At 65.5% G+C, this 14,231-nt stretch carries 11 protein-coding genes; 4 read left to right on the forward strand and 7 right to left on the reverse strand.

From position 1 onward, the window contains the following. Window positions 1-194: 194 nt before the first annotated feature. On the reverse strand, window positions 195-1,046 hold the full coding sequence (locus ACEE23_RS03140; protein WP_448871912.1) for an HAD family hydrolase: 852 nt from the start codon (window positions 1,044-1,046) through the stop codon (window positions 195-197). Between the two features lie 61 nt (window positions 1,047-1,107). Between ACEE23_RS03140 and ACEE23_RS03145 the strand changes: the two genes are divergently transcribed. Then, window positions 1,108-2,154 carry a 3-hydroxyisobutyryl-CoA hydrolase gene (locus ACEE23_RS03145; protein ID WP_448871914.1) on the forward strand — a complete coding sequence of 349 codons (1,047 nt, stop codon included), beginning with the start codon at window positions 1,108-1,110 and terminating at the stop codon, window positions 2,152-2,154. Between the two features lie 16 nt (window positions 2,155-2,170). On the opposite strand, the gene ACEE23_RS03150 is transcribed toward ACEE23_RS03145, so the two are convergent. From ACEE23_RS03150 to ACEE23_RS03165, 4 genes are all read right to left on the reverse strand, one after another. Continuing rightward, window positions 2,171-3,319, reverse strand: coding sequence for a glycosyltransferase family 4 protein (locus ACEE23_RS03150; RefSeq protein WP_448871916.1), 1,149 nt, complete (start codon window positions 3,317-3,319; stop codon window positions 2,171-2,173). A 14-nt stretch (window positions 3,320-3,333) separates the two neighbouring features. Next, entirely contained in the window at window positions 3,334-4,527 is a 1,194-nt protein-coding gene (locus tag ACEE23_RS03155) for an NAD-dependent epimerase/dehydratase family protein (protein ID WP_448871918.1), read from the reverse strand. 180 nt (window positions 4,528-4,707) lie between these two features. Continuing rightward, on the reverse strand, window positions 4,708-5,298 hold the full coding sequence (locus tag ACEE23_RS03160) for a TetR/AcrR family transcriptional regulator (protein WP_448871920.1): 591 nt from the start codon (window positions 5,296-5,298) through the stop codon (window positions 4,708-4,710). Further along, on the reverse strand, window positions 5,291-8,020 hold the full coding sequence (locus ACEE23_RS03165) for an MMPL family transporter (RefSeq protein WP_448871922.1): 2,730 nt from the start codon (window positions 8,018-8,020) through the stop codon (window positions 5,291-5,293). The genes ACEE23_RS03160 and ACEE23_RS03165 overlap by 8 nt, the downstream gene beginning before the upstream one ends. Window positions 8,021-8,266: 246 nt before the next feature. On the opposite strand from ACEE23_RS03165, the gene ACEE23_RS03170 reads away from it, so the two are divergent. Continuing rightward, on the forward strand, window positions 8,267-8,923 hold the full coding sequence (locus ACEE23_RS03170; protein WP_448871924.1) for a hypothetical protein: 657 nt from the start codon (window positions 8,267-8,269) through the stop codon (window positions 8,921-8,923). Window positions 8,924-8,965: 42 nt separating this feature from the next. Here the strand turns inward: ACEE23_RS03170 and ACEE23_RS03175 are convergent, their stop codons facing one another. Further along, complete coding sequence (locus ACEE23_RS03175) at window positions 8,966-9,370, reverse strand: hypothetical protein (protein ID WP_448871926.1); 405 nt, start codon at window positions 9,368-9,370, stop codon at window positions 8,966-8,968. Window positions 9,371-9,407: 37 nt separating this feature from the next. Here ACEE23_RS03175 and ACEE23_RS03180 point away from each other — a divergent pair, with 37 nt between their 5' ends. After that, on the forward strand, window positions 9,408-10,277 hold the full coding sequence (locus ACEE23_RS03180; protein WP_448871928.1) for a patatin-like phospholipase family protein: 870 nt from the start codon (window positions 9,408-9,410) through the stop codon (window positions 10,275-10,277). 12 nt (window positions 10,278-10,289) lie between these two features. On the opposite strand, the gene ACEE23_RS03185 is transcribed toward ACEE23_RS03180, so the two are convergent. Further along, window positions 10,290-12,236, reverse strand: coding sequence for an MFS transporter (locus ACEE23_RS03185; RefSeq protein WP_448871930.1), 1,947 nt, complete (start codon window positions 12,234-12,236; stop codon window positions 10,290-10,292). Between the two features lie 372 nt (window positions 12,237-12,608). On the opposite strand from ACEE23_RS03185, the gene ACEE23_RS03190 reads away from it, so the two are divergent. Continuing rightward, on the forward strand, window positions 12,609-14,177 hold the full coding sequence (locus tag ACEE23_RS03190; RefSeq protein WP_448871932.1) for an aspartate:alanine exchanger family transporter: 1,569 nt from the start codon (window positions 12,609-12,611) through the stop codon (window positions 14,175-14,177). The last annotated feature ends 54 nt before the right edge of the window (window positions 14,178-14,231 follow it).

Below are 14,231 nucleotides of genomic sequence, written 5' to 3' on the forward strand. Positions count from 1 at the left end.
GTGGTGTGCTCGGGGCAGCCGGCACGCCGCTAGCGCGGGTGCTCTGGCTGCGACTGCGGCGCGGGTCAAGCTTTTGGGCTACGCGTTTGCCCAGTTTGCCGGCCTTAGAACTCACCACTCGCTCCTACCTAGCTGGGGAAAATAATCGCGCCCTGATCCGCGAGTCAGACTCAGTGCCAGGGCGATGGTGGGGATTATTCTCCAAACCAGTCGCGGAGTACTTCTAACACGCCGTTGTTGAGATTGGAGGGAGCTTGGAGATCCGCGATTTCTTTCAGGCGGCGGTGAGCATTCTCCATCGCCACCGCGGTGCCGGCCGCCTGGAGCAGCTGGAAATCGTTGAGGTAGTCGCCGAAGGCGGCGGTCTGCTCCATCGGGATGCCCAGCTTCGCGGCTAGTTGTTCCAGCGCGTGGCCCTTATCCGCGTCGGCGGACATGATGTCCAACCAGTTCTTGCCGGAAATCGCCAGGTTGTTGCCGGCGGCCGCGGCCCGCAGGTGCGGGGCGACGTGCTCTTCGGAGTCGGCCGTGCAGTAGACCGCCAGCTTGACCAGCGGCGTATCGGCCGCCACCCGCGCCAGGTCCTCCACCACGGTCACGGAGTGGTAGTACTTGTCGATTTCGGCCCGGATGGCAGCCGAGGTACCGGCGGCGATGTAGGCGGTCTCCGGCGCGCAAAGGACCACCGCGTAAGTATGGGCACTGTCGGCACTGTCGGCGCTGTCGGCACTGTCAGCACTGTCGATGCCCGCGCAGGCGCCCAGGCAGGCGGTGACCACGTCGGCGGGCAGCTGCGTGGTGTCCACGACCGTGCCGCGGTGGCTGACCACGGTCCCGTTTTCTGCGATGAAGGAGTTGATGCCGCTAATGTCGGCGAACATGTCGCGGAGGGTGGCCAGCTGCCGGCCGGACGCCGGCACCAGGACCACCCCACGGTCGTGGAGCCGGGCGGCGAGCTCGGGGAAGCCGGCGGGGATGCGGCCTTCGCCGTCGAGGAGGGTTCCGTCCATGTCGAGGGCGATGAGCCGGGGAGTAGGTGCAGGCATAATGATCCTCCGTGAAGTGTGGGGCTGCGGCGCCGCTGTGTGACGTGGAATACTGGATACCATGACTGAACACAACGATGCCCCAGTAATTCTTGACGTCCGCAACAGTACCGGAGTGGTGGAGCTCAACCGGCCCAAGGCCTTGAATTCCCTCAACCCTGAGATGGTCGACAGGATTGTTGAGGGCCTGAACCAGTGGCGCGACGACAACGCCATCGAGCAGGTGCTTTTTGTCTCCCGCAGCCCGAAGGCCTACTGCGCCGGCGGCGACGTGCGCGCGGCACGGGAGGGCCTCATTGATGGCAACGTCGCGGAGGTCGACCAGTTCTTCCAAGACGAGTACGCCATGAACGCCCAGCTGGCGCACTACCCGAAGCCGGTCATCGCGGTTCTCGACGGGATCGTCATGGGCGGGGGAGTAGGCATCTCCGTGCACGGCAGCCACCGCATTGTCACGGACAAGACTTTCGCCTCCATGCCGGAGATGAACATCGGCTACGTCACCGACGTCGGCGCGGGATATGCCGCCCAGCGCGCGGTGGGCACCCGCGGCAAGCCCTCGCCGGCGCTGGCGAAGTTCTGGGCGCTGACCGGCTACCGGATGTACGCCGCGGATCTGCTCTACTCCGGCCTGGCTACCCACTACGTCAAGGACGCCGAGGCCGTGGTGGAAGACATCGTCGAGCGCGGGATCGATGCCGCGCTGGGCGAGCACTCCACCCAGCCGGAAGAGGCGGCCCCGATGGCGGAATTCATCGACGATATTGAGGCTATTTTCGGCGCGCCGACGTGGGAGGAAATCTCTCAGCGCCTGGAGCAGGCCGGTAATGAGGAGCTGGCGCGCAAGGTCGCGGAGCTCACCCAGGCCGCCAGCCCGACCTCGCTGGTGGCCGCGGCCGAGCTGCTGGCGGCCGAGGAGCGCGCCGCCAGCGTCGACGACGCGCTGGCCATGGAAAACGCGCTCGGGAAATACCTGCGCGGGCTGCCCGACTTCCGCGAGGGCGTGCGCGCGGTGCTAGTCGACAAGACCCAGGACGCGACCTTCACGCCGGCTGCTGCCAGCGAGGTCGACGTGGAAGGCATCCGCGCGGCGCTGGGCAGCGTGTAGACACGCGGCGTTAAGCCTAAGCGGGGCGGTAGAGCGGGCCGTCGATGGCCCGCTGATAGGTCTCAACGAGGGAGCGGGTCGCCGCCTCCCAGGACCACCGCTCGGCCTCGGCGCGCGCGGCCTCACCCATGGCGGCGCGGCGGTCGGCATCGCCTAGCAATCCCGCCAGGGCCTCGGCCCACGCGCTGTCGGAGGCGTCCTCGTCGACCAGCAGGCCGGTCTTCTCGTCGTCGATGACAAACGGGATGCCGCCCGCGCGGGTGCCGACCACCGGCACGCCGGAGGCGAAGGACTCCAGGGCCACTAGGCCCAGGGTCTCGGTCCGGGAGGGGAAGCAGAAGACGTCGCCGCAGGCGAAGGCCGCGGCCAGCTCGTCGCCGGAGAGATAACCGGTAAAGACCGCCTCGCCGGGGCCGAACTGCTTCGCCAGCTGCTCGGAGTAGGGGCCGGCGCCGACCACCGCCAGGCGCGCGCCGGGCACGCGATCGCGCACACGCGCCATGATGCCGGGCAGGCGGTCCAAGTCCTTTTCCTTGGACACGCGCCCCACGTAGGTAACCAGCGGGGCTTCGGGGTGCCCGTCAGTCAGCCGGGAGCGCATGTCCTCGCTGTAGCGGAGCGGGTAGTAGTTGTCCGTGTCCACCGCCTTGGGCCACAGCGAGACGTTGTTGATGCCCAGTTCTTGGGCGCGCTCGACCATGGGGCCTGAGGTACACAGGTTTTCTATCGCCTGGTTGTGTAGGTAGCGCAGCGCCGCCTCCGTGGCGGGCCGGACCCAGCCGATGCCTAAGGCGTCGACGTATTCGGGCAGGTTCGTGTGGAAGCTGCCCACCAGGGGCAGGGCCTCGCGGCGCGCGGCCCACACGCCCAGGGCCGCGGTCCAAATCGGGTTGACCACGTGCACGACGTCGGCGTCGAAGCGCCGCAGGCGATAAAGCACCCGCGGATCCGGCAGGCCCCATTTCAGCTCGGGGTAGACCGGCCACAGGGACAGCGAGGGGATGGAGACGACCTCGAAGCCGGCGTAAGTGGCCGGCGGGTTACCGGGGGCGAAGACTAAGACCTCGTGCCCGGCGGCGTGCAGCTGCCGCAGGGTGTGGGTAAGCCGGGTGACGACCCCGTCGATTTTGGGCAGGAAGACTTCCGTGAAGATGGCAATGCGCACGGTAGCTGCCTGCCCTATTCGTTCTCGGGAACGCCGGCGGACTGCTTGGCCGTCCAGAGGGAGCGCGCGGGGATCTTGGACCGATCCACCCGGTCGCAGTACTTGCGCGCGACGTCCTCGACCTCCTGCAGCAGCCCCTCGGACAGGGTGGTGGGCTCAAGGCCCAGGCGCAGGAAGGTGTCGTTGGATACGTGCAGCTCGTTCTCGGCAGACTCCTTGCGCGGGTTCGGCACGTAGGCGACCTGCGCGCCGGAGAACTTCGCTACCAGCTCCGCCAGGTCGCGCACGCGGTGGGTCTCGGTCATCTGGTTGATGATCTTGACCCGCTCGCCGCGCTGCGGCGGGTTGTTCAGGGCTAGCTCGATGCAGCGGACCATGTCGCGGATGTGGATGAACGCGCGGGTCTGCCCGCCGGTGCCGTGCACCGTCAGCGGGTAGCCGACGCCGGCCTGGACCAAGAAGCGGTTGAGCACGGTGCCGTAGTCGCCGTCGTAGTCGAAGCGGTTGATCAGCCGCTCGTCTTGGCGGGTCTGCTCGGTGTGCGTGCCCCAGATGATGCCCTGGTGGAGATCGGTAATGCGCAGCTCGTCGTTCTTCGCGTAGTAGGCGAAAAGGTGCTGGTCCAGCACCTTGGTCATGTGGTAGACCGAGCCCGGGTTGGACGGGTAGAGGATGGACTGCTCGACCGGCTCGGAGCCCGGGACCTCCACCTTGACGTCCAGGTAGCCTTCCGGGATCTCCATGCCGGCGGTGCCGTAGCCGTAGACCCCCATGGTGCCCAGGTGGGCGACGTGGATGTCCTGGCCGGACTCGACCACCGCAGCCAGCAGGTTGTGCGTGGCGTTGATGTTGTTGTCCACCGTGTAGCGCTTGGTCCGCGAGGACTTCATCGAATACGGCGCGGCGCGCTGTTCGGCAAAGTGGACGACGGCGTCCGGGCGCTCGGTGTTGATGAACTCCAGCAGCCCCTCGTAGTCGTGGGCCACGTCGATGCGGTGGAAGCCGATGGTCTTGCCGGAGACTTCCTTCCAGGCCTCCAACCGCTCGTCGATGCTGCGGATCGGGGTGAGCGATTCGGCTTCGAGCTCGGCGTCGATGGCGCGCCGGGAGAGGTTGTCAACGATGTGCACGTCGTGGCCCTGGTCGGACAGGTAGAGGGCTGCGGGCCAACCGCAGAATCCGTCCCCGCCCAGAATGGCTACCTTCACTGTGTGATGCTCCAATAAAAGATCGAGAATAGGGAGAACCTTAAAAAGGTCTAGAAATAAAATTTTACCCTGATTCAACGCTTAAGGCGCTGAATCAGGGTAAACCTTCAGTGAACATTTGCTGCCCAGCGGGGCGGGCACCAAGCGGGCACTACCTGGATTCTTCGGGGAGTAGTCCGCCTAGACTATCGAGCGAAGCGTGGCAAAGGCCCGCCGGACCATCTGCTCACCCACCTCTGGGTCGCGCGGCTCAGGCAGTGCGAAGAAAGCCTTGCTCGCCGACGCACTCACCGCGGCGCAGGTGTGGAGAACCACCTCGGTGTCGAACGCGTCCCGCTCGGGGCTGTGCCGGGAAAACGCTTCCGAGACTTGCTCTGCCACGCGCTTGGCTTCGTCGCGATTGACACCGGAGAAACATGACTTATCTAGGTAATCCATCACCATCGACAACGAAGCCACGGAGTGCAGCTCCGGTTCGGCGGTACGGAATCCCTTACAGACGATGTCTTCGAAGATCTCCGTCGTGGTTGCTTGCGCTGGGTATTCGTCTACCTTCTCGGCAATCGAGCTGACTGCATCAAGTGCGAACTGGGCCAGGCACTCGTTCAGACTGGCGTAATAATTGTGGAAGGTGCGGGCGGATACGCCTGCCTGCTCGGCCACGTGAGAAACCGTGAGCGCTTCCGCGCCTTCGGCTAGATAGATGCGGCCAGCCGCATCCGCTATCGCCTGCCGGGTGGCGCGCTTTTTCGTTTCTCGGAGATTACTCATTGCCAGTAAATGCCTTCTTGACCTTGGTCCACCAGGAACCCTTGCCCGAAAGGTTATCGCCTTGCTGCACCCGGGCGCCAGTTTCGGCGTCCTTAGCATCGCCCTCGCGCGCCGGGGTGGCCGGGCCGGATTCGGTGTAAACACCGGCGCGTCGGGCCGCCTCAACGTGAGCGGCGTAGCCGCCGTGTTCTGGGTGGAAGTCCGCGTAGGTGTCGCGGTGCTGGCGCGCGGCCGAGTCGGCATTGCCAGTGCCAGCAGCGCCGCTTGCGGGCTCGGTTGCAGGCTCGGTCGGGCCGGCAGTGGCGGTAGCGGTAGCGGCGCTGCCCGCGGTCGCTGCGCCAGCGGCAGCCGGGGTGCTGACCTGGTCGGGGTCGCCGCCGGCCATCAGGGCCTCGCGGTTGGCGGTAAGCGCCTCGCCCTCGATGTCCATGTTCGGCAGGGCCTTGTCCAGCCACTTGGGCAGCCACCAGGCCTTGTCGCCCAGCAGGAACATGGTGGCCGGGATGATGGTCATGCGGACCACGAAGGCATCGATAGCCACGCCGATGGCCAGGGCGAAGCCCATGGTCTTGATGAACTGCTCGTCCATGAGCATGAAGGCGGCGAAGACCGAAATCATGATGAGCGCGGCCGCGGTGACCACGCGGGCGCCGTGCTTGAAGCCGTTGGAGGTCGCGTTCCCTGCGGTCTTGCCGTGGACGTAGCCCTCGCGCATGCGGGTGACCAGGAAGACCTGGTAGTCCATGGCCAGCCCGAAGGTCAGGCCGATGAGCATGATCGGCAGGAAGGACAGCAGCGGCTGCGGATCGTCGATGATGCCGAAACGGCCCTCCTGGAAGATAGCCACGGTGATGCCGAAGGCGGCGGCCATCGAGCCCGCGAAGCCGAGCGCGGCGATAAGCGGGACCCAGATGGAGCGGAATACCAGCAGCAGGACAAGGAAAGCCAGGGCCAGGACCACGGCGATGTACGGGATGAGGATATCCGTGAGCCGCTCCGAGATGTCGTCGAAGATCGGGGTGATGCCGGTGATGCCGTATTCGCCGCCGGTGTCTTCGGTGAAGTCGGACTGGTAGGAACGCAGTGCGTTCAGGGTGTCCGTGGTGGCCTCATCGGTAGCGCCCGTGGTCGGGGTGATAAGCACCTGGGCGGCGTCCATATTGTCGGTCGTCGCGATGATCTGCGCGTTTTCGACGCCCTCGGTGTCATTGAATTCGGCCAGCAGCTGCTGGAACGCAGGCATGCGCTCCTGCTCGTTCACGTCTGCGACGTCGACGTAGGCGACCATCGGGGCGTTGCGGCCTTCGCCGAAGGCGTCGGCGGTGATCTCGTAGGCATCGCGCTGCGGGCTGCCCAGGTTGGCGGTGCCATCGGTCGGCATGGCCAGGGACAGGTTGGCGGCTGGGATGGCCAGAATGCCCAGCAGCACAATGCCGGCGACCAGGTTGGTAACCGGACGTGCGCGGATCTGGCGGACCCACTTCAGGCCCATAGTGGGCTTCTCGTCCTCCGGGTCCGGGACCTTCGGCCCCGGCACGCGGCCGGCGAAGATCTTGGTGCCCAGCAGGCCCAGCAGGGCCGGGATGAAGGTCAGGGCGACAAGCACGGCGACGGCCACGGTAGCCGCGGCGGCGATAGCCATGGTGCCCAGGAAGGGGATGCCGATCATGGTTAGTGCTGCCAGCGCGATCACCACGGTGGTACCGGCGAAGACCACGGAGGAGCCCGCGGTGCCCAACGCCATGCCCATGGCGTGGGCGCGGGTCTTTTTATCCATCTTCTTCAGCTCTTGGGCCAGTTCCTTCGGGCTCAGGTTGTTCAGCCCAGAGGAGGTGATGAGCTCGTTGCGGTAGCGGTTGACAATGAACAGGGCATAGTCGATGCCCACGGCCAGGCCGATCATGGAGGCCAGCATCGGGGTCATGTCCGAGATGGTGTCGGTGAAGATGGTGCCCAGCTGGACCCCCAGCAGGCCCACGCCGACGCCGATGACCGCGGAGATCAGCGGCATGCCGGCGGCGACGAAGGAACCGAAGGTAATCAGCAGCACGATAGCGGCCACGGCCATACCGATGAGCTCCGAGGTCATGTTCATCTCTTCGCCTGCGGCGGAGAAGGCGTTGCCACTGTACTTGACGGTCAGGTCGCCGGAGTCGTAGTCATCGATGATGCCGGTGACCGCGTCGCGCTCGCCCTCGTCGATCTCCATGACCTCCGGCGCATCAAAGGTGATGGACAGAGTGCCGGTGGTCTTGTCCTCGCTCAGCGGGGACAGGGCCTTGAGGTTGGACTGGATCTGCTCCTGCGGCATGCCCTGGGCGGCCATCTGCTCGCCCATCTGCTTCTGCATGCCACCGGCGGCCATTACCGGGTTGACCAGCTGGTCCGTGTCGGTCAGGGCGTCGGTGCCCTTGAGATCGTCGATGAGCTTATCGACCTCGCCCATCACGGCCGGGTCGTCTAAGGTCTTGCCCTCCGGTGCCTGGATGACCACGTTGGCGGTGGGCTCGTTCATAGCATCCGAGTTGTTACCGAAACGCTCGTTCATCTTGTCTTGGGTGACGGTGGAATCCATGTCCGGCATGGAAAAGTTCGGGTTCGGCTCTTTGGCGAAGCCGGCGGTCAGGCCGGCCATGGCGACCAGCAGCACGAGCCAGAAGGCCAGGAAAGGCCAGACCTTCCGGTACGACCAGCTGCCCAGCCGGTAGAGGAATTTAGACATAAAGCGTGCTTTCTTTCTCGCTCAGAAGAATGGTCAAACGACAAATGGTTAAACGTCGGTCCGCCCCCCTGCCGCGCGAAACGTCGTCTAGGCGGGGAGCGGAGGAAGTGAAAGAAGGATTCCGGGGCACGTGTGTCTGAACGTGCACGACCTCGGAAACATTGCATAGTGTACGCAAACTTGCAGAGGTTGTGCAACTTGGGCGCGCTTCGGGCGTTCAGGGACTTAAGCGGTAAGATTGCGCCCATGCTGCACGCCGCTAGTTTCGCCTTCCTGGACTCCGTCAACGCCCTGCTCATCGGCGTGGTCACGGCGCTGGGCGTGATGCTCGAGCGTGGCAAGTACCGCCGGATCGTGCCGCTTTTGATCTTCGGCGACTGGTTCGGCGTCTTCGCCCTGTCAGTGGTGACTATGTTCGTGCTGGACCAGCTCAAGGCCTACGTCGAGGGCTTTCTCGACACGCCTATCCTGGGCGTGCTGCTCATCGTCCTAGGCTTGGCCGCGGCCGTGATGACCTGGCGCCACCGCGGGGGAGAGTCCAACGAGATGGTGAGCAAGCTCCTGCGGCCCCTGCAAAACCCAAGCCCGCTGACGTTTTTGACCGGTTTCATCCTGGGCGTGGCCCAGTCCATCACCTCCGGCGCCTTCTTCGCCGGGCTCATCTACTTGGCCGCCGGGGACTACAGCGTGGGCATCCGCTACGGCGGGCTCTTCCTCTACGCCACCTTCGCCCTGTCGCTGCCCATCGCGGTGGCGGTCTTCGTCGGGCTCGTGCGGTGCAAACCCCACTCGGCGGCCGGGCGGCTTTTCGCCCAGGCCCGCGAGAACAAGGAGACCGTCAGCAAGGTCGGCAGCTACGTGGTGGCCGCCATCCTGGTCATCATCGGCTTCGCGATGCTCTAGGTCTGAATCCACCACAAACCCACCTCAAACCCACCACAGCCCTTAATCCACCACGAAGGCCAGGCGCTCGGAGATTTCACACTCGCCCGGGCCGGTCAGCTTCTCCGCTACCGCGCGGCGCTCCTGGTCGGACAAGGGGATAAGCCAGCCCTTCTTCGGATCGTGGACCGGCAGGGTGGCCTTGCTGACCGGCAGGAGGTAGACCGCCACGTCTGTGTTGGCGGCGGTGGCATCGCGCCTGCCCGCCGTTAGCAGTAGCGGGCGGGCGTTTTCGGCCGCCTCCCGCACCGCGTCGGCGGTGATGACGTCAATATCCACAATAACGAGGGTTTCCGCCGTGGACACCTGCAAGCGCGCGGCCGCGAGCTCCGGCACGTCAACGCGGGCCCGGGCCAGGGAGGGGCCTTTCCGGCCGGTCAGTGTGGACCAGATACTGCGCACATCCATGGCCTTAATTGTATCCGCGGTTAGAATGGCGGCCATTATGATTGATGCCTCGGATACCGCGCTTGTCATCGAAGGCGGCGGGATGCGCAACTCCTATACCGCCGCCTGCATCGTCCAGTTCATCCAGCAGGAGGTCCAGTTCGGCTGGGTCGGTGGGGTCTCCGCGGGCTCGTCGCACACGGTCAACTACCTGTCAGGGGACCCCATCCGCGCGGAGGATTCCTTCACCGACTTCGCCAAGAACCCCAGCTTCGGCGGCGTGGGCTCCCTGCTGCGGGGCAAGGGCTATTTCAACGCGGAATTCATCTACGAAAAGTCCGCGGACCAGGACCTGCCCTTCGATTGGGAGGGCTACCAGGCGAACCCGGCGGAGATGAACCTGGCCGCCACGCGCGCGGACACCGGGGAATCCGTCTACTGGACGCGCGCGGACGTTAACGTCCCGGAGGACCTTTTCGTGCGGGTGCGTGCCTCCTCCACCCTGCCGCTGCTGATGCCGCTGCGCTTTATCGACGGCGCGCCCTACGTCGACGGCGCCCTCGGCGAGCACGGCGGGATCACCATCGAGCAGGCCGAGCTGGCGGGTTACAAGAAATTCTTTTTCGTCGGCTCCAAGCCGCGGGACTATATCCGCCCCAAAACGCGCCGGCCCAGCATGGTGCGCGGGCTCTTCCGGCGCTACCCGGCTATCGCGGAGGCGCTCATCCAGCGGCCGGACCGCTACAACGCCTCCCGCGCGCGGCTGGCGGAGCTGGAGCGGGCCGGCCAGGCCTACCTGTTTAGCCCGGAGGACATGCAGGTCTCCTCCACGGAGCGCTCGGTGGCCAAGCTACGCGCCAACTTTGCCGCCGGCGCCCGCCAGGTCGAGAGCGAATGGCCCGCCTGGCAGGAGTTCCTGCGCGGCTAGGGCGTGTACTGGTTAAGCCTCGCCGGGGACGGCGGCCGCGGCCTGCGGGGCGGAGGAAACGTAGGTCGCCACCAGGTAGCGGTTGATATCCGAGCGGTTGATGACGCCGACCACGCGGCCGGCGGAGTCGACCACGGGCGCCTTCTTCAGGTGCCGGTCGGCCAAGACCGCGGAGATGGTCCCCAGGTCGTCCTCGGCGTTGACCGTGACCACGTCGGTGGTGGCGATGTCGGCCACCGGCTTGTCGAGCACCGCGGCGACCTCGACGCTAAACTCGTCCTCGCCGTGGTGGATGAGGAAGGCATAAGGCGTGGTAAACCGCGGGACCTGGGTGCCCAGTGCGCCCAGCACGTCGCCGTCGGAGACGATGCCGCGCAGGGTACCGTCCTGGGCCAGCAGGGGCACGGCGGAGATCTTCTTGTCCACGAAGACCTGCAGCGCCTGGCGGATCGTGGCGGCAGGCGGCAGGTGGTAGACGTCGGTCTTCATTAGCTGGCTAACCAGCGAGTCCGCGACCGCCGGGGCCGCCTCGCCTGCCACCGGGGCAGCGGCGGCATCGTGAGCAGTGCGCGAGCGGGTGCCGGCCACGGCCAGGACTGCCGTCCCGGCGGCGAGGACAAAGAGCAGGACGCCGACGGCCAGAAAGCCGCGTTTAGCGGACTCATCCGAGCCCTGCCCGGAGGCGACGAAGGCGCCGTAGATGCCGGTGGAGACGGCCGAACCGATACAGCCGGCGACCTGGAAGGACGTCGAGAAGATGGTCACGCCGTGCGCGTTCAGGTGGCGCGGCAGCGAGGATAGAGCGAAGGACTGCACTGGGCCGATGGCCAGGGCGGAGCCGACGATGGCCGGGATGTACCACAGCGTGATGGCCCAGAGGACCTCGCCGCTCATGGCCCAGGAGGTGGCCAGGGAGAACACGGCCATGAGCGCCATGCCCAGCGGCAGGATGAGCTGCGGGCCGGAGGAGTCGTAGATCTTGCCGGCCACCGGGCCCAGGATCACGGCCATCAGGATGGCGGGGAAGAGCACCAGCGAGGCGGTCAGCCCCGTGGTTCCGTGCACCGACTGCAGGTGGATCGGCACGAGGATGTTCATGGAGAAGACGATGATGAGCGCGACGACGTTGATGGTCACGCCGGCGCGGAAGGCGAAGACCCCCAAGGGGCGGAGATCGATGAGCGGATCGGCGCTGGTGCGCTGGCGGCGCACGAAGGCGGCCAGGGCGAGGGCGCCGATGACGATCGCGGCTACGGCGACGAGGCGCTGTGGGCCGAAGATGGTGGATATACCGTAGAGAAGCCCGATGAGAGCCACGGCGACCAGCGCCACGGAGAGCGCGTCCAGGGTGGTCTTGGCGTTTTCGGAGATGTTGTAGACCACGATCCAGCCGACGATGAAGCTAATCAACGCCAACCCGCCGAAGAACCACAGCAGCAGGCGCCAGGAGGCCAGCTCCAGCAGGCCGCCGGAGACCACGATGGCCACCGACGGGCCCAGCGTGGTCATCGCGCCCATCAGCCCCATGAAGGTGCCGAGTTTCTCGCGCGGGGCGACGGTCAGGGCGATATTCATGCCGATGGGGACGAGCAGGCCCGTGCCCAGCGACTGGATGATGCGGCCGAGCAGCAGCACGGTGAAGTTCGGGGCCAAGGCGGCGACGACGGAACCGATGACCAGTGTGGAGGTCGTGGCCAGGTACAGCGGCTTGGTATTAAAGCGGCGGAAGAAGAACCCCGCGGTCGGGGTCATCACGGCCGCGCCCAGCATGTAGGCGGTGGCCAGCCACTGCACGGTGGTCACCTCCACGCCGAAGTCGGCCATGATGGGGGTAAAGGCCACGTTCAAAAACGTCTCGTTGAAGGTGGCGAGGAACGCCGAAAACGCGGCGGCGATAATGATGGAAAGCCCGGCCGGTTTAGCCGACTGGGCAGGCGCAGCAGAATGTGAAGCAGCCAAGGAAACACCTCTGGGGTTGTAGCGGGTGAGAAGAAATCGGACTATCACCAGGAAGACCTGTGTGACAAGGCGTCGTGGCGTTAGCAGATTTACTCGCACCGCCGCACCCCAGCGCGGGTAATCAAAGGTGGGCGCTAGCGGGAGGGCTCCCGGGGCACTCCGGGTTGGTGCTCCAGGTGGGTCTTAGGCGCGATACATGTCTCGTGTTCCAGCCGGCCAGACAGTGTAGCGGCACCTGCTGGGGCGGTTCTAATTGCTGGGCGCCGGCGACGTCGAAAGTTTGCCCCTGAAAGGGGCGCTGCCCAGCGACGGGCCTAGTCAGGGCAGGGTCTCGGCTGGCGAAGTGCACCCGACCGCTTAGAATTAAGCAACGTGTTAGAAATCTTTAATGGTAATGAGCTACTGACCATCTTCTTGATGATCGTGCTCGGCACCTTGTTCGGGATGATCCCCTTCGGGCCCCTGCGCTTCGGCGCGGCCGGCACGTTGTTCGTGGGGCTCGCCTTCGGTTCCTTCGTGGATTTGGACGAGACCATCCTGAGCAAGTTACAGGAAATGGGCTTGGGCCTGTTCATCTACATGCAGGGCCTGTCCGCCGGGGAACGTTTTTTCAAGGGATTATCCGAGCAGTTTAAGCAGATGATGGCGGCCGCGGCCGCAGTGATCTTGGCAGCCGGGGCCGCGCTGGGCTTCGGTGGCATTCTGGGGATTTCCCCGCTGGGCGCGGTAGGCGTCTTCTCCGGCGCCACGACGTCGACGGCCTCGCTGGCCGTGGCCCAGCAGCAGACCGGCGAGGACCTGCCGGCCGTGGGCTACTCCCTGGGCTACCCGGTGGGCGTGGCCGTGGCTATCCTCATGGTCTCCTTCATCCTGAAGCAGAGCTGGCCGGCGAAGAAGGACCAGGATAACTCCGCCGACCAGGTCTTCCGCGCCATCACGGTGCGCGTGACGAAGAACGACGTCAACATGGCGGACCTGGAAGAGGAATTCGGTGAGCACTTCATCATCGCGACCATCCGCCGCGGCAACAAGGTCATGGTGGCCGGTGACTCACCGGAGATCCACACCGGCGACATCATGCGCGTGATGGTGACCAAGTCTTATTCCCGCGAGCTGGTCAAGGCGCTGGGTAAGCGCCAGCCGCAGACCCCGTTCGTGGACAAGCGCCTAGTCATCGAGGACGTGGCAATTTCCAACGAGGACGTCGCCGGCCGCACCGTCGGTGAGCTCAACCTCTTCGAGCGCTACGGCGGCCGCATCCTGCGCGTGCGACGCGGCGACGAGCTGTTTCTGGCCAACGATGACACGCACCTGGCCTCCGGCGACGTCGTGGAGCTCATCGTGAAGTTCGACCGCCTGGGCGATATCCGCGACTACTTCGGTAACTCGGTCAAGTCCTATGCGGAGCTGAACTGGGTGGCCGTGGCCGGCGGCCTGTTCATCGGCTACCTGATCTCGCTCATCGTGATCCCGCTGCCGGGCGGGGCCTCCTTCGAGCTCGGCTTCGCCCTAGGCCCGCTGATTACCGGCCTGGTACTCGGCGCGGTCCACCGCACCCGCCGGGTGCCGTGGCAGGTTCCGTCCTCCATCAACACCTCCTTCCAGCAGTGGGGCCTGATGATCTTCCTGGCCTCGGTCGGCCTGGCCTCGGGCGAGGCCTTCGTTTCCACCGCGTTTTCCATCGTGGGGCTCAAGGCCATGGTGCTGGCGGCGCTGGTGACCATCGTGGTCATCGTCCTCTTCGCGCTGTTTAGCCGCATGCTGGGCCAGTCGGAGACCCGCACCGTCGGCGGCGTGTCCGGTATCTTCGGCCAGCCCGCCGTGGTCAACTACGCCACCGGGGTGAGCACCGACTCGCGCATCATGACCGGCTACGCTTCGACCATCGTGGTGGCCCAGGTGGTCAAGATCGTGGTCATTCCGTTCATGCTGATGTTCTAGCTGGCTTCGGCTTAAAGCCTGCAGCTATAGCCAGCTCTTTCAGACAATCAGGCA

The sequence above is a fragment of the Corynebacterium sp. 32222D000AT genome (assembly GCF_053546955.1).

Coding starts and splice junctions, on each gene's coding strand:
- ACEE23_RS03140 (WP_448871912.1), bottom strand. CDS start 1,046: ATGCCTGCACCTACTCCCCGGCTCATCGCCCTCGACATGGACGGAACC.
- ACEE23_RS03145 (WP_448871914.1), top strand. CDS start 1,108: ATGACTGAACACAACGATGCCCCAGTAATTCTTGACGTCCGCAACAGT.
- ACEE23_RS03160 (WP_448871920.1), bottom strand. CDS start 5,298: ATGAGTAATCTCCGAGAAACGAAAAAGCGCGCCACCCGGCAGGCGATA.
- ACEE23_RS03165 (WP_448871922.1), bottom strand. CDS start 8,020: ATGTCTAAATTCCTCTACCGGCTGGGCAGCTGGTCGTACCGGAAGGTC.
- ACEE23_RS03170 (WP_448871924.1), top strand. CDS start 8,267: ATGCTGCACGCCGCTAGTTTCGCCTTCCTGGACTCCGTCAACGCCCTG.
- ACEE23_RS03175 (WP_448871926.1), bottom strand. CDS start 9,370: ATGGATGTGCGCAGTATCTGGTCCACACTGACCGGCCGGAAAGGCCCC.
- ACEE23_RS03180 (WP_448871928.1), top strand. CDS start 9,408: ATGATTGATGCCTCGGATACCGCGCTTGTCATCGAAGGCGGCGGGATG.